A 20436-nucleotide genomic window follows, 5' to 3' on the forward strand; every position below is an offset into this window, starting at 1 on the left:
ACCGCGGGCTTATCCTACAAACATCACCGACACGCACAGCACGCCGACGATTAGCGTCAGCAGGTTGCCGATGGAACGATACTGCTTCAACGACGGGATCAGGTACGTCGACAGCGTCGGCATAATAAACAGGATCATCGCGATAAGCGGGCCGCTAATGGCATAAATCATCGAAATGGCGTTCGGATTGATGCAGCAGACCGCGAAGGTGATCAATGACACGCCAAGAATTGAAATCGCGCGGTTAAAGGCGCGGCTCTTTTTAACCCCCACCTGATTCAGCGACGATTTGACAATTTCCGTCGCCCCTTCAATCACCCCGAAATAGGTGCCGAGGAACGATTTCGACATCGCGATAATGGCCACAATAATCCCGGAAATGCCCAACCATGCAGGTGAAGAGGGCATCATCGACAGCGCTGAAAGGATCGTGACCCCTTGCTCTTTCGCCGACACAATGTACGACGGCGGGATAGAGAGCAGGCAGCTAAACACGAAGAACAGCACGCTCAGGCAGATAATCAGATACGCCACCTTCATGATTTTCTTGCATTTACCCATGGCCTCATCACCGAACTTCTCACGACGGTCGACCGCGAACGTCGAGATAATCGGGGTATGGCTAAAGGCGAAAACCATCACCGGGATCGAGATCCACACCTGATGCAACGTATGCCGATCGAACGCCATCTGGCTGGTGAGCAGTGAGGGCTGCCAGCTTCCCGTCAGGTACAGCGAGACAAACAGAAAATAGGCAATCAGCGGAAACACCAGGAATCCCATCACTTTGATGGTGATGTGCCGTCCCATCAGGAAGATCAGATTCAGTACCAGCACCACGCCAAAACTGACCAGCACGCGAACGGCGGTATCCACGGTCATCTGTTTTGCCAGTTGCTCGGTTAACGAGTTGGTGATAGCCACGGCATAAATCTGCACCACCACAAAAAAGGCGATGAAATAGAGCGTGGTGATCAGATTCCCAATCTTTCTGCCGTAGTAGTGGGAAACGGCACCGGTGATCCCCTCATTACCTTTTGTCTTCGACGACAGAATAAACTGCGCCAGCGCTCTGTGCGGCCAGTAGGTTAATGGGTAGGCCACGAGGGCGGTAATAAACAGGACAATGGCGCCTGCGGAGCCCAGCTGAATGGGCAAGAACAGCGTTCCTGCGCCCACGGCCGTGCCATAGAGAGCGAAACTCCAGAGAGTCTCATCTTTTGACCAAATTTTCGACATTAGAGCAACGTTTCAACTATCAAACCATCAGAATGGCGTGCAATTTACCATAATTATGCGTGGAGAGCGCAGTTGCTTCGAAGGAGTTTGGCCGGAACGGACGTCCGGCCAGAGGGCGTTTAGCCAGCCAGGGCGCGTCGTTGCTGGCGACGCTTAAGGAATTTTTCGCGCAGGGTATCGTACGCCCAGTTATAGAACATGGTGTACGGCAGGAAGAACAGGAAGAAACCTATTTCCAGCGTGAATGCCTGAAGCAACGTCACGCCGAGAACGGCGGCGACGATGGACACGCCAATCACAATAAACCCGCATTCGAAGCCCAGGGCGTGCAGGGCGCGCACTTTCGCCGTGCGTTTGACCCGCTGAACGGGCCAGAAACGGTCAAAGCCAAAGTTATAGATAATGTTCCACAGCATCGCCGTGGTCGCCAGGATAATGGTTAACCCACCCATTTCCACCACGGAGCGCTGCATGAGCCAGGCTGCGGTTGGGGCGAGGATCGCCGTGGCAATCCCTTCAAAGCAGACGGCATGGAAGATCCGCTCCGGCAGTTTACGGTGGAGTGCATCTTGATGTTGCATAGTGACCTCATTCATTCGCCAGGATGGGCGTCGATGGGGCCTATTTTTATCGCTAAAGCTGATATATTAAAGATGGTATCCATCGATAAAGTAGATAGTTCATGCGCTATTCCCCTGAAGCCCTCACCGCGTTTGTCGAGACCGTTGCCGCAGGTTCCTTTTCCGCCGCCGCCCGCCGCCTGCGTAAAAGCCAGTCCACAATTAGCACGTCCATAGCCAACCTGGAAGCCGATCTCGGGTTTGATCTGTTTGACCGCTCGGCGCGTCAGCCGGTGTTAACCGTCCAGGGCGAGCAGGTGCTGGGCTATGTGCAGTCGATCCTGGCCGCCAGCGCGCGGCTGGACGAACTGGCGGTGTCGTTAACCGCGCAGACCGAGGCGCGGCTGACGTTTGTGCTCTCCGATACGCTCAACCCGGACGTGCTTGAAAACCTGATGAAACAGTTCGACCAGCGTTTTCCACATACGGAATTCGAATGTCTGATTGGCGAAGAAGAGGATGTCATCGATCTGCTGCAGAAGGAGAGGGCGCAAATTGGCCTGACGGAAGCGCGCGGCAGTTATCCTACCGATATCGGCGTGACCCGGCTTCCCCTGCAGACCCGGATGGCGATTTACGTCAGCGCGGAACACCCGCTTGCCGGGCAACACGAAACCAGGGCTGATGAGCTACAGGGCTGGCGCGAGCTGCGCCTGAGCACCTATCTCGAACGCGAAGCCACCCTTGCCCGGGGGCCGGTCTGGTCAGCACCGAATTACCTGTTACTCTTGAGTATGGCGGTTCAGGGATTTGGCTGGTGTGTACTGCCGTGTGCGCTGGTCGATGAATTTGCGGCGGCGAAATCGCTGGTGCAACTCAATGTCCCCGGCTGGCCACGCGCGATTGGTGTCGATCTGCTCTGGAACAAACGATCTCCCCCTGGCGTCGCCGGAAGCTGGCTGCGACAGTATTTGCAGGACGCGCGCTGATCCTTGTGATTTAACTCACTAATTTTAAACAATCGCGATAATTGTTGATAACAATACTCTACTATCGTCAGGTCATTTAACACTGAGGTCGTGATGAAAGATGTCGTTATAGTGGGTGCGTTGCGTACAGCTATCGGCTGTTTTCAGGGGGCATTAGCGCGCCACTCGGCTGTCGATCTGGGTAGCGTGGTGGTGAAAGCGCTGGTGGAACGCAGCGGGATTGCCGCCCATGAAGTCGATGAGGTGATCCTCGGCCAGGTGCTGACCGCCGGAGCCGGGCAAAACCCTGCCCGACAGGCGGCACTGAAAGGCGGGCTGCCCAACACGGTTTCCGCCATTACCATCAACGACGTCTGTGGTTCCGGTTTAAAAGCGCTGCATCTCGCCACGCAGGCCATTCAGTGCGGCGAGGCGGATGTGGTGATTGCCGGTGGGCAGGAGAACATGAGTCGCGCGCCACACGTTCTGACCGACAGCCGTACCGGCGCGCAGCTTGGAAACAGCCAGTTGCTCGACAGCCTGGTGCATGACGGCCTGTGGGATGCGTTCAACGATTATCATATGGGCGTCACGGCGGAAAACCTGGCGCGTGAATATGGCATCAGCCGCGAGCTTCAGGACGCCTACGCGCTGAGCTCGCAGCAAAAAGCCCGCGCCGCAATTGATTCCGGACGGTTTCGCGATGAGATCGTCCCGGTCAGCACCCAGCGTCAGAACGGTGAAGCCGTGATGGTGGATACCGACGAGCAGCCGCGCACCGATGCCAGCGCAGAAGGGCTGGCGAAGCTTAACCCGGCCTTTGAAACGCTGGGGTCGGTGACCGCAGGGAATGCCTCTTCCATTAACGATGGCGCTGCGGCCGTGATGATGATGAGCGAAAGCAAAGCCCAGGAGCTGGATCTTCCCGTGCTCGCACGTATTAAAGCCTTTGCCAGCGTGGGGGTGGATCCGGCGTTGATGGGGATCGCCCCCGTCTATGCGACACGCCGCTGTCTGGAGCGCGCAGGCTGGCAGCTTAGCGACGTGGATCTGATTGAAGTCAACGAAGCCTTTGCCGCGCAGGCGATCTCGGTGGGCAAAATGCTGGAGTGGGATCCGCTGCGGGTCAACGTCAACGGTGGCGCTATCGCGCTGGGGCACCCTATCGGCGCGTCCGGCTGCCGTATTCTGGTCTCCTTAGTGCATGAAATGAAAAAGCGTAACGCCCGTAAAGGCATTGCCACGCTCTGTATTGGCGGTGGGCAAGGGGTGGCGCTGGCGATTGAGCGGTGATCCTTTCCTTTCAAAAAGCAAACCTCCCCTTGGGAGGTTTTTTTTACACATAGCGTGACGTTTTTACGATTATCAGTTCAATCTCAATGCAGAGTGGAATAATTACGCGCTGTATTATTATCCCCGCTAACGTCTTACTGTGATCTCTCCCCTGAAATTTAAGGTTAATAATCCCCTTTTGTTGACTGACATCACGTCCATCTTTGCCAAAAAAAATGAAACAAATAATTACGATCCTGATCACTAAAATAACGTTTATTAAAAATAAACTGCAGTTCCATAAAAACGAAACGCTATTTTATTTGAGGGTTTTTTCATGTTTAATAAATCTCTGGTCCTTGCCTCTCTTATTGGTGCGTCTTTTGCGGCTCAGGCGGTTACCGTCGATCTGCGCCATGAATATATTGATAACGGCGCGAACGCAGACCGCGTTGCGGTCTCGCATCGCTTTGCTAACGGCTTCGGCTTCTCTGTTGAAGCGAAATGGAAATCCGGTGGCGACAAGGCCGACCAGCCGTTTGCCGATGTTGTGGGTAACGGTCATGAAGACCAAATTAGCTGGCGCTGGAAAGCAACCGACAATATTGCGCTGACGCCTGCATTTACCATTGAGAGTAATGACAGCCGTACCATTTATAAACCGAACCTGCACCTGCAATACAGCTTCGATAATGGTTTTTACGTGGCGGCACGTTACCGTTACGAATATACCCGTTATCCGTCCAGCTCAAATAAAGACGATGACAAAGTTAACCGTGGCGATGCCTGGGTGGGTTGGGTCATGGGGGACTGGCGTACCGAGCTGAATTACGTTTATGCGAAAAGCACCGAGGGTATGATTCGTAATAATAATAAAGATTATTCTAACGAATATAACGCCAAGCTGGCCTATAAATGGGATCAAAACTGGGCACCGTATGTTGAGGTGGGTAACGTGGGCGTAAAAGACACCGACGAGCGCCAGACCCGTTTCCGTTTAGGCGTGGCGTACTCCTTCTGATAATCCTGCTCCTTTTCTAAAAACCGCCGGGTGGCGCTGCGCTGACCCGGCCTACTTTGATCCCTCCCATTTCACTCTGTAGGCCCGGTAAGCGTTAGCGCCACCGGGCAAAACGCGCGCACCAGGCCCAAAAAAAAGCCCTCCTTAGGGGAGGGCAAGGCCAGTTACAGAAACACTAACTCAAATCATGCATGCAACATTTCAGGTTGCTCGGGGAGTTTCGCGATATAGAGCGCCGGTTTGCCGTCTTTATCGGAACTGTACAGCACCGCTTTATCATCCGGGGTAAAGGATGGATGCGGGTGGGTGACCTGGCGGCTGTTTGCCACCGTCGCCCAGGAGGTGTCGTGACGCGCGATGCGGAAATACGCTTTTTTCGCGACGTCGAAGGCATACAGGTACGGGTCGTTATCGATGGTGTAACCCCCCGTGTCCTTCACGTCGACCGGCGTGCCGGAACCGTCGCCTACCAGCAGCGTGCCGTCAAAATTACTCATCAGATGCGAGCAGGCGGGCATCTGCATCACTGCCTCGTTAACGCCGGTTTCCGGGTTAAAACGGGAGATGGTGCGACCCTGCTGACCCTTCAGATACGAGACGTACACCAGCGCAGATCCGTTCGGCACCCAGAATTCGTGCGTGCAGCTTTCGCCTTCTGCATGCGTTTTCACCTTACGCACGTTGCTGCCGTCTTCGTTAACCAGCCACATCCGCGCGTCGACCAGGTCGTGCGGGCCTTCGTGGCAGAAGGCCACCGTGTTGTCGTCGAACGGACGGTAAATAGGATGGCCCAGCCAGTTCTTCTCTTCATGGATAGTGGCGCTTGCGCCCGTTTTCAGATCCACGCGCAGCAGGCGGCAGTGCGGCCCCTTGTGGAAGAAATCGTGGAAAATCTTCCAGTCGTTCAGCGGCGTCCAGTCGCTTTTGGCGATCTCAATACCCACCAGTTTGGTGCAGTCGCTGTTGGCAACCCAGGTGCCGTAACCGACCCAGTCGTCAGAGACGCGATACACTTCGCGTTCTTCCAGCGTCTGCAAATCCACTTCCAGCAGGGTGCGATCGTTCTTCACATAGTAGAAGGCAGTGTCATCTGGCGAAAGGAAACCACCAAACGTGTTATCCCCCGCGCCTTCCGTCAGCTGCACCGCTTCAGCCTTTTTCAGATCCAGCAGATAGTAGTTCCAGTGACCGTCGAACGCCCCTGCAAACAGCAGATGGCTGCCGTCGTTGAAGAAGCACTTCTGGTAAAAGTAGTTGCGATGACAGGTGACTTCCGGGGGGGTCAGGCGGGTGACTTCCACGCCTGTATCCGGATCGCGGCTGACCTCGTAGTTCAGCTTGACCCGCATACCTTTAGCCATAATGCACTCCTTTGGATGAGGTTGAGTTAAAAACTGGGTGTTAAATTATCAAAACAATGTTTCATTTTGTGTGACTGGTGGCGCAATTCGTAAGCGTCATCGGGATTGATAAGGATGTTCTGGCATTATCGTGATCGAAACATCATTTTCGGTATTAAGATGCAGAAAAAGTGAAACGTTGTTTTAAATGGAATTGAAAAGCCAAATCTCAGCGGATACTATGTGCTCATCAAGAAAACGGAACGTCGTTTCGTTAATCATCTTTGCCCTTGGGCACGATCATTTCTGGAGGTCAACGTGGACATCAGACAAAGCATCCACAGTGCGCATGCTAAGGCGCTGGATACGCAGGGATTGCGTAATGAGTTTTTGGTGGAACAGGTATTTGAAGCCGACAAGTACACCATGGTCTACAGTCACATCGACCGCATCATTGTGGGCGGGATTATGCCCGTGGCGAAAACCGTCTCCGTGGGTGGAGAAGTGGGTAAACAGCTGGGCGTGAGCTATTTCCTTGAGCGTCGTGAACTGGGCGTGATCAACATCGGCGGGCCGGGCACCGTTACCGTCGACGGCCAGTGCTATGAGATCGGCCATCGCGACGCGCTGTACGTCGGAAAAGGGGCGAAAGAGGTGGTCTTTGCCAGTATTGACGGCGGTAAGCCAGCGAAGTTCTACTACAACTGCGCTCCGGCGCATACCACCTACCCAACCAAAAAAGTGACGCCAGCGGACGTCGCGCCGGTCACGCTGGGCGATAACCTCACCAGCAACCGCCGCACCATCAACAAATACTTCGTTCCGGACGTGCTGGAAACCTGCCAGCTCAGCATGGGGCTGACCGAGCTCGGGCCGGGCAACCTGTGGAACACCATGCCGTGCCATACCCACGAGCGCCGCATGGAAGTCTATTTCTACTTCAACATGGATGAAGATGCCTGCGTATTCCACATGATGGGACAGCCTCAGGAAACCCGCCATATCGTGATGCACAACGAGCAGGCGGTAATTTCGCCAAGCTGGTCCATTCACTCAGGCGTGGGGACGAAAGCCTATACCTTCATCTGGGGAATGGTCGGTGAAAACCAGGTCTTTGATGACATGGACCATGTCGCTGTTAAGGATCTGCGCTAGTCGCAGGCAGTGAAGCATAAACCTGCCTGTTGGTGACAGGCGCTGAACGATTAAGGAACAAACATGATTCTGGATGCATTTTCTCTGCAAGGTAAAGTGGCTGTGGTTTCCGGGTGTGACACCGGGCTGGGTCAGGGTATGGCGCTGGGTCTGGCGGAAGCGGGCTGCGACATTGTCGGTATCAACATTGTTGAGCCAACGGAAACCATCGAGCGCGTCACCGCGCTGGGTCGCCGTTTCCTGAGCCTGACGGCTGACCTGCGTAAAATCGACGCGATCCCTGAACTGCTGGATCGCGCGGTGGCGGAATTCGGTCATATCGATATCCTGGTGAACAACGCGGGTCTGATCCGTCGTGAAGACGCGATCAACTTCAGCGAGCGCGATTGGGACGACGTCATGAACCTGAACATTAAGAGCGTGTTCTTTATGTCTCAGGCAGCGGCGAAGCACTTTATCGCCCAGGGCAAAGGCGGCAAGATCATCAACATTGCCTCTATGCTCTCCTTCCAGGGCGGTATCCGCGTGCCGTCTTATACCGCGTCGAAAAGTGCGGTGATGGGCGTTACCCGTCTACTGGCCAACGAGTGGGCGCAGCATAACATCAACGTTAACGCGATTGCGCCAGGCTACATGGCTACCAATAACACCCAGCAGCTGCGTGCGGATGAAGAGCGCAGCGCGGCAATCCTGGAGCGTATCCCTGCGGGACGTTGGGGTCTGCCGAGCGATCTGATGGGGCCGATTGTGTTCCTGGCATCCCCGGCTTCTGACTATATCAACGGCTACACCGTGGCCGTTGACGGCGGCTGGCTGGCGCGTTAATTCCGCCTGCATGACGAACCTCTGCCCCCGGGTGGAGGTTTTTTTGGGCTAAAAATTGCCATTATCCATATGGCATAAGATGAAAAATCCATACTGAAAATTCATAAATGATGCGCATCACAGTTTTATTGCTTAAATATTAGGTGATTAATAAAAAACGGTGCTATTTCAGCATTAGTTGAAATTGTAATGTCCATCACAGAACGCTATGCCATAGCGAAATAATCCATATCTTCACGAATTCCCGCCTGACACTTTTCTTCACTATCTCGTAATTTCACTTAACGAATTTTGCTGTTGAGGCAGGAAAAATATGACATCTATAAATGACTCTACCCTGATGCCCGCCGCGTTGCGCGATACCCGACGCATGAATCAGTTCGTCTCTATTGCGGCAGCCGTGGCCGGTTTGCTGTTTGGTCTGGATATCGGCGTCATTGCCGGGGCGCTACCGTTTATTACCGATCACTTTACGCTGAGTAACCGCCTGCAGGAGTGGGTGGTGAGCAGCATGATGCTCGGCGCGGCTATCGGGGCGCTGTTTAACGGCTGGCTCTCGTTCCGCCTCGGGCGCAAATACAGCCTGATGGTCGGGGCGATCCTGTTCGTCGCGGGGTCGATTGGCTCGGCGTTTGCCACGAACGTGGAGGTGCTGCTGCTCTCCCGCGTGCTGCTGGGCGTGGCGGTGGGGATTGCGTCTTATACCGCGCCGCTGTACCTCTCCGAAATGGCGAGCGAGAACGTGCGCGGGAAGATGATCAGCATGTACCAGCTGATGGTGACGCTCGGCATCGTGCTGGCGTTCCTGTCCGATACGTACTTCAGCTACAGCGGCAACTGGCGCGCGATGCTGGGCGTACTGGCAATGCCTGCGCTGCTGCTGATCGTGCTGGTGATTTTCCTGCCGAACAGCCCGCGCTGGCTGGCGCAAAAAGGGCGTCACGTGGAGGCGGAAGAGGTGCTGCGTATGCTGCGCGATACCTCGGAAAAAGCGCGTGAAGAGCTGAATGAAATCCGCGAAAGCCTGAAGCTGAAGCAGGGCGGCTGGGCGCTGTTTAAGGTCAACCGCAACGTGCGTCGTGCGGTGTTCCTCGGCATGCTGCTCCAGGCGATGCAGCAGTTCACCGGGATGAACATCATCATGTATTACGCGCCGCGCATTTTCAAAATGGCCGGGTTCACGACCACCGAACAGCAGATGATTGCCACGCTGGTGGTGGGGCTGACCTTTATGTTCGCGACCTTTATTGCGGTATTCACCGTGGATAAAGCCGGACGTAAACCGGCGCTGAAGATTGGCTTTAGCGTGATGGCCCTCGGTACGTTGATCCTCGGCTACTGCCTGATGCAGTTTGATAACGGCACGGCCTCAAGCGGGTTGTCCTGGCTCTCCGTCGGCATGACCATGATGTGCATCGCCGGTTATGCGATGAGCGCCGCACCGGTGGTGTGGATCCTGTGCTCTGAAATTCAGCCGCTGAAGTGCCGTGACTTTGGTATCACCTGTTCCACCACCACCAACTGGGTGTCGAACATGATCATCGGCGCGACCTTCCTGACGCTGCTGGATGCGATTGGCGCAGCGGGAACCTTCTGGCTCTATACAGTGCTGAACGTGGCGTTTATCGGTGTCACCTTCTGGCTGATCCCTGAAACCAAAGGCGTGACGCTGGAGCATATTGAACGCAAGCTGATGGCGGGGGAGAAATTGCGGAACATCGGCATCTAATTATAGCGACTCTCGGGGGAGCCACGGGCTGGCGACCCGAACCGTCTCACGATGGCTGTCACCGTTGATAATATGCAGGGCGCTCAGGCGCCCGATTTCATAATGAGGTAACTGCACCGTTGAGAGGGGCGGTAAGAACAAATCGCCAATCCCCACCATGTTATCGTACCCCACCACGGCCACATCCTGCGGAATGCGCAACCCGTGTCCCAGCAGCGTTTGATAAACCATAAACGCAATGCGGTCGTTGCCGCAAATCACGGAGTCGAACAGCGGCGTTTGCTGCTGAATATGCGCCAGAACGCGTGCCGGAATATCGCGATAGTGCTCATCGCCATATTCCATATAGCAGTGAACCAGGGTATTTGGGTCGATTCCCGCTTCCCGACAGGCGCGCTCCAGCCCCTGGCGACGGCGAAGGGTAGCCAGATGGTTAGCTGGCAGATGCAGGCAAAGGGGGCGGCGGTAGCCCGCAGCCAGCAGAGCCTGGACCGCAGAGAACTGGCCCTGCTCGTCATCGGGTATGTAGCTGGCCACCGGATCGTGCAAACTTTCGCAGTTTGCCAGCACGCAGGGAAGGGTTAGCAGCTTGGACGGGAGCGGCACCTTGCGCAGCCCCATGGTCGTGTAGATGATCCCGTCCGGGCGATGAGAGAGCAGAAGGTCTACCATGGTCTCCGGGCTATCGTCGGTAAACATGTTAACCACAAAGCTGTTCCACCCGTGCGCCCGCGCGGTTTCTTCAATCGACAGCGTGATGTCTACCGAAAAGGGCGTGGTCACCGTATCCAGCGCCAGCACCCCGATGGTGTTCGGCATGGCGTGAGCCCCGCGAATTTTTTTTGCTGACAGGTCGGGCACGTAATGGGTCTGTTCAATAGCGGCCTGAACCCGGGCCAGCGTCTCCGGTTTTAGCCTTTCCGGGCTGTTTAGCGCGCGGGATACCGTCATCAGTGACACATTGGCCAGCTTTGCCACATCCTTAAGCGATGCCATGTTGATTACTCCGCCCTTGCTAAGCTGCTGATGTAAAAGATCGTTCGATATTCTATCTTACGCGTGACGCGCGCGCAGGTAAGAAATAGTTGATCGCGATCGCACTCCATTAATGTTAACGTTAACTTTTGTGATTAACATCATGAATCTCAGCAAAATGACATGAGTTAACCCATTTGTTAACGTTACCATTTTCGACATTCCTCCACGATGAGAATGTCATGATGAAGAAACATCACTCTCACAGCTACCCGTTACTCAGTGCGTTACTGTTTTTCTTTTTTGTCTGCTGGTCCTCTTCCGGATCGCTGCTCTCTATCTGGCTGCACCAGGAGGTAGGGCTCAAGCCGGGGGATACCGGCATTATCTACGCGGTGCTCTCCGTCTCCGCGCTGTTTGCACAGGTCTGCTACGGTTTTATTCAGGACAAGCTCGGCCTGCGTAAAAATCTACTCTGGTACATCACCGTACTGCTGCTCCTCTCTGGCCCGGCCTTTTTACTGTTTGGCTATCTGCTGAAGATTAACGTGTTGCTTGGCAGCATTTTCGGTGGGATTTACATCGGCTTGACCTTTAACGGCGGTATCGGTGTTTTAGAGTCCTATACCGAGCGTGTGGCTCGACAGAGCCAGTTTGAGTTTGGCAAGGCGCGGATGTGGGGCTCGCTGGGCTGGGCAGTCGCGACGTTCTTTGCCGGTTTACTCTTCAATATCAACCCAAAACTCAACTTTGCGGTGGCCAGTTGCTCAGGGCTGGTATTTTTCATTTTGCTGGCGCGGCTGCGGGTTTTCTCCGCCTCGCAGGCGATGGAAGAAGCGGTGGCGGGCGGTAAGGTGACGCTGGAAGATGCGCTGCGCCTGCTCACCCTACCGCGCTTTTGGGCGCTCGTGTTCTTCGTGATCGGCACCTGCATTTACGGCGTTTACGACCAGCAGTTTCCGGTTTACTTCTCTTCTCAGTTCCCGACCCTACAGGAAGGGAACGCCATGTATGGCTATCTGAACTCATTCCAGGTTTTCCTTGAGGCGGCTGGCATGTTTTGCGCGCCATGGCTGGTTAACCGCATTGGCGCGAAAAACGGCCTCATCTTCGCCGGAATGGTGATGGCGAGCCGCATGGTCGCCTCCGGGCTGGTGGAAGGCCCGCTGCTTATCTCTATCACCAAGCTGCTGCACGCGCTAGAGTTGCCGGTTCTGCTGGTGGCCATCTTCAAATACAACAGCCTTAACTTCGATAAACGACTTTCATCCACGCTGTATCTGGTGGGCTTTGCGTGCACCAGTTCGGTCATCGCCACGGTACTTTCGCCGCTGGCAGGCTATAGCTACGAGAAGTACGGCTTCGCCCAGTCCTATCTGATTATGGGGCTGCTGGTGTTTAGTACCACCTTTATCTCCATTTTCTTGCTGCGCTCCTCGCGGTCGTCCTCAGACCCGCTGGTCTCGCAACCCTCCGCTATCTGAATCAAAAAGAGTGAAGACTATGATGTACACCATTTCTAACGCAGAACAGGAATTCCAGGCTAAACGCGAGGCGCTGAATCTGCGCTGGTATCCGCGCTACCACCTGGCCGCCCGTGCGGGCTGGATGAATGACCCGAATGGGCTGGTTTGGTTCGATGGCTGGTACCACGCGTTTTACCAGCATCACCCGTATTCAACCGAATGGGGACCAATGCATTGGGGGCATGCGCGCAGTAAAGATCTGGTGCACTGGGAACATTTGCCGGTGGCGCTGGCCCCGGAAGGCCCGGAGGACAAAGACGGTTGCTTCTCCGGTTCGGCGGTGGTCGATGGCGATACGCTGGCGCTGATTTACACCGGGCATAAATTTCATGGCGATCCCAGTGATGAGTCTAACCTCTATCAGGTCCAGTGTCTGGCGACCAGCCGCGACGGTATTCACTTTGAACGTCAGGGTATTGTGGTGGACACCCCGGCAGGGATACATCATTTCCGCGATCCGAAAGTGTGGCGTGAAGGGGATGACTGGTACATGATCGTTGGCGCTCGCGACGGTGATACCGGGCAGGTGCGGCTATATCGATCGGCCGATCTTCGCCAGTGGCAGGACGCGGGTGTGCTTGATGAAGCGGAAAAAGAGATGGGTTATATGTGGGAGTGCCCGGATTTTTTCACCCTCAACGGCAAGCGCGTTCTGATGTTCTCTCCCCAGGGACTGGAGGCAAACGGCTACCAGAACCGCAATCTTTTTCAGAGCGGGTATCTGCTCGGCGAATGGCAGCCAGGGCAGGCGTTTGCCCGCGAGGACGACTTTGTTGAAATGGATCACGGTCACGACTTTTATGCGCCGCAAAGTTTCCTGACGCCAGATGGCCGACGCATTGTCATTGGCTGGCTGGACATGTGGGAATCGCCATTGCCGGAGCAACGGGACGGGTGGTCGGGCATGCTTTCACTGCCGCGCGAGCTGAGTCTGAGTGCGGACAATCGCCTGCAAATGCGTCCAGCCAAAGAGGTTGAGGGAATGCGCGGGGCCTGGTTCCCATGGCCGATCGCCACCGTTAAAAACCAGCAAAGCGTTATGATGGAAAACGGCGAGGCGCTGGAGGTTATCCTTCACTGGGACTGCGCAAACAGCAGTGCAGAACAGTATGGACTCCGTTTCGGTAATGGCCTGCGCGTGTATATTGATGCGCAGATGCAGCGGCTGGTGCTGGAGCGTCATTATCCGCAGTATGGACTGTGCGGCGTGCGCAGCGTGCCATTAACCGCCGGGAAGGCGCTGAGGCTACGGCTGTTCTTCGATAGTTCGTCAGTGGAAGTTTTTGTTAACGACGGTGAGGCTTGCCTGAGCAGCCGTATTTATCCGGATGCCGACCATAGGGATTTAGCGTTATTCGCCTGGAGTGGTTTGGCCGTTTTAACCGAGGCTGGTGCCTGGCAACTTGAGTAATCTCTACTACCGCTGTGCCTTTCCGGATCGCGGAAAGGCACAGTTTGCCGCCCTGCTAAGCGCAGGACGGGCAGGGAGGAGACTATTACCGCATCGCGCGTTTCAAAATACGCTCTGCCTGACGCTGGAAGTCAGCCGCCGTCTCTTCCACGGTTTTCTGACCGTAATCGATATACTGCAGCGAGGTCCCGAACTGGGCCACAATCTGCGGGTCATCAAAGTAAGGCGACACGGTAAGCTTCGCTGGCAGCGACTGCGCCAGGCGCAGGCCCGCAACGGACGGGTCGTTCTCCTTGATGGTGCCGTCTTCGGTCAGGAACTGCACCGCCGCTTTGCTCAGCGGAACGCCGCGCTCCAGACCCAGCGTATCCACTCCCTCTTTGCTGTTCAGCAGGAAGTTAATCAGCTTCGCCGCCGCTTCCGGGTTTTTGGTGGATTTACCAATCGACAGCATCTGCGCCGGTTTGAAGAACAGTCCCGCATCGGTGGCGCCCGGCAGCATAGGGTAGCTGCCCAGTTCCAGCTTCGCCGGTGGCTTCAGGTTGTCGGAATACTTGTTGATGGTCGAGTTCCACATGTAAGTGCCGCCCCATTCGCCCTGGATCCACGGCTTCATCTCATACATGTTGCTCTTACCAAACGACGCGTAGTATTTGGTATCCGGCATCACGTGGCTATCCACCAGCTTTTTGTAGGTCTGGAAGAACTCCACCCACTGCTCTTTGGAGTAGCTGAATTTTTTGGTTTTCTCGTCCACCGCAGGGATGTTGTATTTCTGGATCATGTACGAGTTCAGCAGCGCCAGCGTGTCCTGATGCTCCAGCACGACCGGGTAATACTGCTTGCCGAGCTTGCTCTCGAATGTTTTGCCCGCCGCCATCAGCTCGTCCCAGGTTTTCGGGTATTCAACGCCTGCTTTTTTCCAGGTCTCGTCGTTGAAGTAGAACACGCGCGCGGTTACGGAAATCGGAATGCCGTTCAGCTTGCCGTTAACGGTGGTGGACTGCAGCTCTTTCGGATCGAACTGCGTTAAGTCGATGACGTCCTTCATCTTATTCAGATCGTAAAAGCCGTCGCCGGTTTTGGAGAAGATCGGCAGCCAGTTCCAGTTGGTCTGCATCACGTCCGGCTCGGTACCGCCCGCAATCTGGGTAGTCAGGCGGGAGAGATGACCGTCCCAGCCGGTGTACTCCGCCTTCACGTTGATGTCCGGGTTCTGCTTGTGGAACGCCTCCAGGGCTTTCAGGGTGACCTGGTGACGACCGTTGCCGCCCCACCAGGACATACGTAAATCAATATCTTGCGCCATCGATGGCAAAGCGGTAAGGCCCAGAGTCGCGGAGATTGCTGCGCTTAAAAGCACTTTTTTCATTTTTATCACTCCATCAGAGAGAGAGGTTCTGTTCAGTTTTTGCGTCAAAAATATGACACTTGTTCATATCAAACGTGAAATACACCTTACGGTGAAGTCCCTTATCAATCATTGGTTTAGCTTCATCGGAAGGAATTCGGGCGGTCAGTTCGTAGTCCGCGACTTTCAGATATACAAAGAATTCGTGGCCCATGTTCTCGACGCGCACCATCTCGCCGCTGCAACTGCCGTCCTGGAACGGCTCGTCAGAGAGGGACACGAACTCCGGGCGCACGCCGTAGAAGACCTCCTGACCGGCGTAAGCGGAAACCTTCTCCTGCTTTTCCGCGTTCAGCGGCATGGTTTCATTGCCGATGGCGATGTGCAGCTTCCCTGCTTTTTCCACCAGCAGGCTTTTACGAATGTTCATTTCAGGCGCGCCGATAAAACCCGCCACGAACATGTTCTTCGGCTTGTGGTAGAGGTTATCCGGCGTATCCACCTGCATGATGTGGCCGAGCTTCATCACGCAGATGCGGTCGCCCATGGTCATGGCTTCGGTCTGGTCGTGGGTGACGTAGACGGTGGTGGCCGGTTTACCGGAGGCTTTCAGCTGCTTGTGCAGGTCAGAAATACGGATTCGCATCGAGGCGCGCAGCTTGGCGTCGAGGTTAGATAACGGCTCGTCGAACAGGAACACGTCCGGCTTTTTCACAATCGCGCGGCCTACCGCCACGCGCTGCGCCTGGCCGCCGGAAAGCTGGCGCGGCAGGCGGTCGAGCAGCTCTTCCAGCTCCAGGATTTTCGCGGCTTCGTTCACCTGAGACTCAATCTGATCTTTCGGCAGCTTGCTCAGCTTCAGGCCGAAGGCCAGGTTCTCGCGCACCGTCATGTGCGGATAGAGCGCGTAGTTCTGGAACACCATCGCAATCCCGCGCTCCTTTGGCGCGAGGTTGTTCACAATTTTATTGCCAATACGCACTTCGCCGCCGCTGATGGTTTCCAGTCCGGCCAGCATGCGCAGGGTAGTGGATTTGGCGCAGCCGGACGGCCCGACAATCACCATAAACTCCCCTTCGGAGATGGAAAGGTCGATAGCATGTACCGCTTTGAAGCCGTTGGAGTAGACCTTTTCCAGTTTGTTGAAGATTACTTCAGCCATGATATTTCCCTCTTAACCTTTAATTCCGCTGCTGGTGACGCCCTGTACGAAGTAGCGCTGTGCCAGGAAGAAGACAATGATGGATGGCAGAATGGAGATGCTCGCCATTGCCAGAATTTCGTTCCACGGCGCACCTTCGGTGACGTCGATGGACATTTTCAGCGCCAGTGCAATCGGGTATTTATCCACGCTGTAGACGTAAATCAGCGGCCCAATAAAGTCGTTCATCGACCACATGAACTGGAACAGGGCGACGGAGATAATGGCCGGTTTCAGGATCGGCACCACCACGTACCACAGCACCTGGAAGGAGTTACAGCCGTCAATTTGCGCCGCTTCCTCCATGTCACGCGGCACGCCGCGCAGGAACTGGATCAGCATAAAGACGAAGAACCCCCTGCGTGGCGAAGACGAACCCCTGCGTGGCGAAGGCCAGCGGCAGGTACAGCGGCATATAGCTGTTGAGCATGCCCATTTCACGGAACATCAGGTACTGCGGGATCAGCAGCACGGTGCTGGGCAGCAGCATGGTGGTGATGAGCGTGGCGAACCAGAATTTCTTCCACGGGATCTCGAAGCGGGCAAAGCCGTACGCCACGATGGTGGAGGAGATAATGGTCAGGATCACTTTTGGGATCACATACTTAAAGGTATTGAGCATGTAATGGCCGAAGTTGTATTCGGTCCCGGTTTTCCAGCCGTTCACAAAGCCGTCCCAGGTGGCGTGCGCAGGCCACAGGCTCAGGGTGGTGAAGATCTCGTGGTTCGGTTTGAACGATGCTGAGAACATCCACACCAGCGGGTAGAGCATCAGCAGGCCGACAAACAGCAGGATCGCGTAGCGAATAGTGGCGTTGATTTTCTCTCTGCGCAGCGTACGGGCGACTTCGCGCTCTGCAACGCTTCTTGCCGTGGAGAGTTCCTGAATATCAGCCATTTTTGCCTCCTTTATCGGCGGAGTAGAACACCCAGTATTTCGACGACTTAAAGGCGATACCGGCAAAGACGGCCACCACCAGGAACAGGATCCACGCCAGCGCCGCGCCGTAGCCCATATCGAAGTATTTGAACGCGGTATCGTAGATGTAGAGCGAGAACAGATAGGTCGAGTAGGTTGGCCCGCCGCCGGTAATCACGTACGGCCCGGTAAATTCCTGGAACGCCTGGGTGGTCTGCATGATGAAGTTGAAGAAGATCACCGGCGTAATCAGCGGCACCGTCACTTTTGTGAACATTTGCCATTTGGATGCACCGTCGATCATCGCCGCTTCATACTGCGACTGCGGAACGTTTTGCAGCGCGGCCAGGAAGATGACCATCGCAGAGCCGAACTGCCAGACGCGCAGCAGGGTAACGGACATCAGCGCCAGCGACGGCTCGCCGAGCCAGTTCACCGGGTCGAAACCAAACACGCCGATAAAGCTGTTCAGCAGGCCATCAATGGCAAACAGCGCGCGCCACAGAACGGCAATAGCCACGGAGCTGCCGAGGATGGACGGAATATAGTAGGCCGTACGGAAGAAGCCGATGCCGCGTAATTTAAAGTTCAGAACAAACGCAATCCCTAATGCGAACGCGAGCTTTAACGGGATGGTTAAAAATACGTAAGCAAAGGTCACGCCCATGGATGTCCAGAAGAGCGTGTCTTCGGTAAACATGTAGCGATAGTTCTCAATGCCGTTAAACACCGGCGGACTCATTAAATCGTAATCCGTAAAACTGAGGAAAAACGATGAAACAAAGGGGAAGGCGGTAAAGAGTATCAACCCGATGATGTAGGGAGATATCCACGCTAACCCCAGCAGCTTGTTTTCATTCATACATACCTACCTGGCGATCAATGGTTAAAACGGAATCTGGTTTGTTACAACTTTCTCGCGCTTGCCCTGCTCAGCATGAGAGGAAATATGTCAGGTGATGTGTTGATCTTTTCTTTTTACATTATGTTTTTTAAGCCTTTTATGGGCATTGCCTTAATGCGTCATGGTCAGATTTCAAAACTTACGAACCGGCGTTCTTGAATACTAAAACAACGTTTTATTTTATATTATTGCTATTTATTTCTGCGTCATTCGCTTAATGATGGAAATGTGATCGGCGTCGAAACGCTGTTTCAATAAGGTGATGAGAGTGGCATTTTTGCGCTATTTCACACAATCGCACCCGACAGTAAGGAAAGGAGGGGGAAGAAACCGAATGATTAATAAGAACAATACCGCTTAGAAACTTCCTACTAAATCTGATAGTCGGTCTACAGATAGATCAATCTGGCGTTCAGATTATTCTTACTTTCTTGTATCATCCGACCACTGCAACCAATCAGGCAGAAATTTACTGCACTCCAAAAAGAAGAACGGTTATGTCAGCGATGGATTTCAAGAAAAACACGGACCTCGATTTTCCCCGTTATGCCACTCCGGCGGTAAGCACCAAAGAGATAGATCTCCTGGGGTTGTTAGACGTACTTCTGGCAGCCAAAAAACGTATTGTGACGATCGTCCTGGCGTTCGCCGTAGTAGGGTTGGCCATTGCGTTTTTAATCCCGCAAAAATGGACCAGTAAAGCCGTGATCACACCGGCCGAGCAGACGCAGTGGAACACGCTGCGCCAGATGATGGTGACGCTGCAGGTGTTGGACGTCGACGCGAAGGTGAGCCATGGAGACGTGTTTAACCTGTTCATCAAAAAGTTTCAGTCGCAGTCGCTGCTCGAAGAGTACATGAAAACCTCCCCGTACGTGATGTCTCAGCTGGAAGGCACCGAGGTAGACCCGCTGGAGCTGCATCGCGCGGTGGTGAACATTGCTGAAAAAATGAAAGCGACAGATAACACGCAGGTTAAAGACGCAGACAAAGCGCCGTATACCTCGTGGACGCTGAGCTTTACTGCCCCGACGGCGGGAGACGCGCAGACGGTTCTGGAAGGTTACATCAACTATATCTCCCGCATTGTTGAGCAGGAGACCATGGAAAATATCCGTAACCAGATCACGCTGAAAACGAAAGTCGTTCAGCAGCAGCTGGAGCTGGATCGCGTGCGTCTGACCAATATCCACAACACCAACCTGCAGCGCCTCAACTATTCGCTGGAAGTGGCGAACGCGGCAGGCATTAAGAAGCCGGTTTACAGCAACGGGCAGGCGGTAAAAGACGATCCTGACTACTCCGTGGCGCTGGGGGCTGACGGCATTGCGCAAAAGCTGCAGATTGAAAAGAATCTGAAGGACGTGGCCGAGCTGAACGCGGATTTCCAGAACCGTGAATTTTATCTGGCTCAGCTGCAAAAACTGTCAGTGGAAGACGTGAAGCTCGAGCCCTTCAGGTATCAGCTTTCACCGTCACTGCCGGTGAAAAAAGACGGTCCGGGCAAAGCCCTGATTGTGCTGCTGGCAGGGATTCTGGGCGGCCTGTTTGCCTGCGGCAGCGTGCTGCTGCGTGAGGCAATGCTCTCGCGCAATCCGCTGCCAGAACCGATAACGGCCGTAACGCCAGCAACAGAGTAACGACGATATTAAAAAGGCGCTGATTCAGCGCCTTTTTTTATTTCAGGAAATCGTTGCGCACCGGCGTAAAGGTATCCAGAAGGGTGCCGGGCTTCAGGCAAACGCAGCCGTGCATCACGTGCGGCGCTTTATAGAGCGTATCGCCCGCCGTCACGATCTGCTTTTCTTCACCTATCGTAAACTCGAACTCCCCGGAGAGCACATAGGTAAGCTGTTCATGCGGGTGATTGTGCATCGGGCCAATCGCACCCTGCTCAAAATTGACCTCCACCGCCATCATCTTTCCATCGTGCGCCAGAATACGCCGCGTCACGCCATTGCCCAGATCCTCAAGCGTGGTCTCTTTGTGGAAAATAAACATCTCTCCGCTCCGTTATGTAATGAAACATTGTTTCATTTA

Annotated in this window: 17 protein-coding genes and 1 pseudogene; 9 read left to right on the plus strand and 9 right to left on the minus strand. The window is 54.6% G+C overall.

All coding sequences use genetic code 11. The features are described 5' to 3' along the window. Positions 1–9: 9 nt before the first annotated feature. Both EXW94_RS11835 and EXW94_RS11840 read right to left on the minus strand, forming a co-directional pair. Positions 10–1239, minus strand: coding sequence for an amino acid permease (locus EXW94_RS11835; protein ID WP_010435209.1), 1230 nt, complete (start codon positions 1237–1239; stop codon positions 10–12). Positions 1240–1358: 119 nt separating this feature from the next. Beyond that, complete coding sequence (locus EXW94_RS11840) at positions 1359–1820, minus strand: multidrug/biocide efflux PACE transporter (protein ID WP_042718447.1); 462 nt, start codon at positions 1818–1820, stop codon at positions 1359–1361. A gap of 101 nt (positions 1821–1921) precedes the next feature. Here EXW94_RS11840 and EXW94_RS11845 point away from each other — a divergent pair, with 101 nt between their 5' ends. The 3 genes from EXW94_RS11845 (at position 1922) to EXW94_RS11855 (ending at position 5060) form a co-directional block, all read left to right on the plus strand. After that, complete coding sequence (locus tag EXW94_RS11845; protein WP_042718446.1) at positions 1922–2788, plus strand: LysR family transcriptional regulator; 867 nt, start codon at positions 1922–1924, stop codon at positions 2786–2788. Positions 2789–2881: 93 nt separating this feature from the next. Next, complete coding sequence (locus tag EXW94_RS11850) at positions 2882–4060, plus strand: acetyl-CoA C-acetyltransferase (RefSeq protein ID WP_089600353.1); 1179 nt, start codon at positions 2882–2884, stop codon at positions 4058–4060. 316 nt (positions 4061–4376) lie between these two features. Then, entirely contained in the window at positions 4377–5060 is a 684-nt protein-coding gene (locus EXW94_RS11855) for an oligogalacturonate-specific porin KdgM family protein (RefSeq protein WP_010435198.1), read from the plus strand. 185 nt (positions 5061–5245) lie between these two features. Here EXW94_RS11855 and EXW94_RS11860 read toward each other — a convergent pair whose 3' ends face one another. Continuing rightward, a complete protein-coding gene (locus tag EXW94_RS11860) occupies positions 5246–6421 on the minus strand; it encodes an oligogalacturonate lyase family protein (protein ID WP_174340176.1) in 1176 nt (391 codons plus the stop codon). Between the two features lie 297 nt (positions 6422–6718). Here EXW94_RS11860 and kduI point away from each other — a divergent pair, with 297 nt between their 5' ends. From kduI to EXW94_RS11875, 3 genes are all read left to right on the plus strand, one after another. Next, positions 6719–7555 (plus strand): 5-dehydro-4-deoxy-D-glucuronate isomerase, encoded by an 837-nt coding sequence (gene kduI, locus EXW94_RS11865; protein WP_174340177.1) that lies wholly within the window; start codon positions 6719–6721, stop codon positions 7553–7555. 63 nt (positions 7556–7618) lie between these two features. Then, a complete protein-coding gene (kduD, locus tag EXW94_RS11870) occupies positions 7619–8380 on the plus strand; it encodes a 2-dehydro-3-deoxy-D-gluconate 5-dehydrogenase KduD (protein ID WP_042717044.1) in 762 nt (253 codons plus the stop codon). Between the two features lie 313 nt (positions 8381–8693). Continuing rightward, on the plus strand, positions 8694–10109 hold the full coding sequence (locus EXW94_RS11875) for a sugar porter family MFS transporter (protein ID WP_108416333.1): 1416 nt from the start codon (positions 8694–8696) through the stop codon (positions 10107–10109). Here the strand turns inward: EXW94_RS11875 and EXW94_RS11880 are convergent, their stop codons facing one another. Further along, positions 10110–11105 carry a LacI family DNA-binding transcriptional regulator gene (locus EXW94_RS11880; protein WP_010435186.1) on the minus strand — a complete coding sequence of 332 codons (996 nt, stop codon included), beginning with the start codon at positions 11103–11105 and terminating at the stop codon, positions 10110–10112. It lies immediately after the preceding gene. 221 nt (positions 11106–11326) lie between these two features. On the opposite strand from EXW94_RS11880, the gene EXW94_RS11885 reads away from it, so the two are divergent. Continuing rightward, on the plus strand, positions 11327–12568 hold the full coding sequence (locus EXW94_RS11885; protein ID WP_089600938.1) for an MFS transporter: 1242 nt from the start codon (positions 11327–11329) through the stop codon (positions 12566–12568). A 19-nt stretch (positions 12569–12587) separates the two neighbouring features. Further along, a complete protein-coding gene (locus EXW94_RS11890) occupies positions 12588–14021 on the plus strand; it encodes a glycoside hydrolase family 32 protein (RefSeq protein ID WP_174340178.1) in 1434 nt (477 codons plus the stop codon). An 85-nt stretch (positions 14022–14106) separates the two neighbouring features. Here the strand turns inward: EXW94_RS11890 and EXW94_RS11895 are convergent, their stop codons facing one another. The 4 genes and pseudogenes from EXW94_RS11895 to EXW94_RS11910 form a co-directional block, all read right to left on the minus strand. After that, the gene (locus EXW94_RS11895) at positions 14107–15393 is read right to left on the minus strand and encodes an ABC transporter substrate-binding protein (protein ID WP_174340179.1); all 1287 of its coding nucleotides are present in this window, start codon (positions 15391–15393) and stop codon (positions 14107–14109) included. 13 nt (positions 15394–15406) lie between these two features. Beyond that, positions 15407–16534 (minus strand): ABC transporter ATP-binding protein, encoded by a 1128-nt coding sequence (locus EXW94_RS11900; RefSeq protein WP_126815940.1) that lies wholly within the window; start codon positions 16532–16534, stop codon positions 15407–15409. Between the two features lie 12 nt (positions 16535–16546). After that, positions 16547–17471 (minus strand): annotated as a pseudogene (locus EXW94_RS11905) (carbohydrate ABC transporter permease). Beyond that, positions 17464–18354 carry a carbohydrate ABC transporter permease gene (locus tag EXW94_RS11910; RefSeq protein WP_010435175.1) on the minus strand — a complete coding sequence of 297 codons (891 nt, stop codon included), beginning with the start codon at positions 18352–18354 and terminating at the stop codon, positions 17464–17466. The pseudogene EXW94_RS11905 and the gene EXW94_RS11910 overlap by 8 nt, the downstream one beginning before the upstream one ends. Before the next feature lie 539 nt (positions 18355–18893). Here EXW94_RS11910 and wzz(fepE) point away from each other — a divergent pair. Further along, the gene (gene wzz(fepE), locus EXW94_RS11915; RefSeq protein WP_108416338.1) at positions 18894–20036 is read left to right on the plus strand and encodes an LPS O-antigen length regulator Wzz(fepE); all 1143 of its coding nucleotides are present in this window, start codon (positions 18894–18896) and stop codon (positions 20034–20036) included. A 37-nt stretch (positions 20037–20073) separates the two neighbouring features. Here wzz(fepE) and EXW94_RS11920 read toward each other — a convergent pair whose 3' ends face one another. After that, positions 20074–20397, minus strand: a complete 324-nt coding sequence (locus tag EXW94_RS11920) for a cupin domain-containing protein (protein ID WP_126815941.1) — start codon at positions 20395–20397, stop codon at positions 20074–20076. Positions 20398–20436: the final 39 nt, after the last annotated feature.

The sequence above is a fragment of the Enterobacter sp. JMULE2 genome (assembly GCF_013337145.1).
GTDB classification, from domain to species: Bacteria; Pseudomonadota; Gammaproteobacteria; order Enterobacterales; family Enterobacteriaceae; genus Enterobacter; species Enterobacter mori.

Excerpts from the sequence above, each read along its gene's own strand:
- EXW94_RS11900 (WP_126815940.1), bottom strand. The coding sequence starts at position 16,534 with ATGGCTGAAGTAATCTTCAACAAACTGGAAAAGGTCTACTCCAACGGC.
- EXW94_RS11885 (WP_089600938.1), top strand. The coding sequence starts at position 11,327 with ATGATGAAGAAACATCACTCTCACAGCTACCCGTTACTCAGTGCGTTA.
- kduD (WP_042717044.1), top strand. The coding sequence starts at position 7,619 with ATGATTCTGGATGCATTTTCTCTGCAAGGTAAAGTGGCTGTGGTTTCC.
- EXW94_RS11835 (WP_010435209.1), bottom strand. The coding sequence starts at position 1,239 with ATGTCGAAAATTTGGTCAAAAGATGAGACTCTCTGGAGTTTCGCTCTC.
- EXW94_RS11890 (WP_174340178.1), top strand. The coding sequence starts at position 12,588 with ATGATGTACACCATTTCTAACGCAGAACAGGAATTCCAGGCTAAACGC.
- EXW94_RS11895 (WP_174340179.1), bottom strand. The coding sequence starts at position 15,393 with ATGAAAAAAGTGCTTTTAAGCGCAGCAATCTCCGCGACTCTGGGCCTT.
- EXW94_RS11860 (WP_174340176.1), bottom strand. The coding sequence starts at position 6,421 with ATGGCTAAAGGTATGCGGGTCAAGCTGAACTACGAGGTCAGCCGCGAT.
- EXW94_RS11920 (WP_126815941.1), bottom strand. The coding sequence starts at position 20,397 with ATGTTTATTTTCCACAAAGAGACCACGCTTGAGGATCTGGGCAATGGC.
- EXW94_RS11880 (WP_010435186.1), bottom strand. The coding sequence starts at position 11,105 with ATGGCATCGCTTAAGGATGTGGCAAAGCTGGCCAATGTGTCACTGATG.
- EXW94_RS11875 (WP_108416333.1), top strand. The coding sequence starts at position 8,694 with ATGACATCTATAAATGACTCTACCCTGATGCCCGCCGCGTTGCGCGAT.
- EXW94_RS11855 (WP_010435198.1), top strand. The coding sequence starts at position 4,377 with ATGTTTAATAAATCTCTGGTCCTTGCCTCTCTTATTGGTGCGTCTTTT.
- EXW94_RS11910 (WP_010435175.1), bottom strand. The coding sequence starts at position 18,354 with ATGAATGAAAACAAGCTGCTGGGGTTAGCGTGGATATCTCCCTACATC.
- EXW94_RS11850 (WP_089600353.1), top strand. The coding sequence starts at position 2,882 with ATGAAAGATGTCGTTATAGTGGGTGCGTTGCGTACAGCTATCGGCTGT.
- EXW94_RS11845 (WP_042718446.1), top strand. The coding sequence starts at position 1,922 with ATGCGCTATTCCCCTGAAGCCCTCACCGCGTTTGTCGAGACCGTTGCC.
- EXW94_RS11840 (WP_042718447.1), bottom strand. The coding sequence starts at position 1,820 with ATGCAACATCAAGATGCACTCCACCGTAAACTGCCGGAGCGGATCTTC.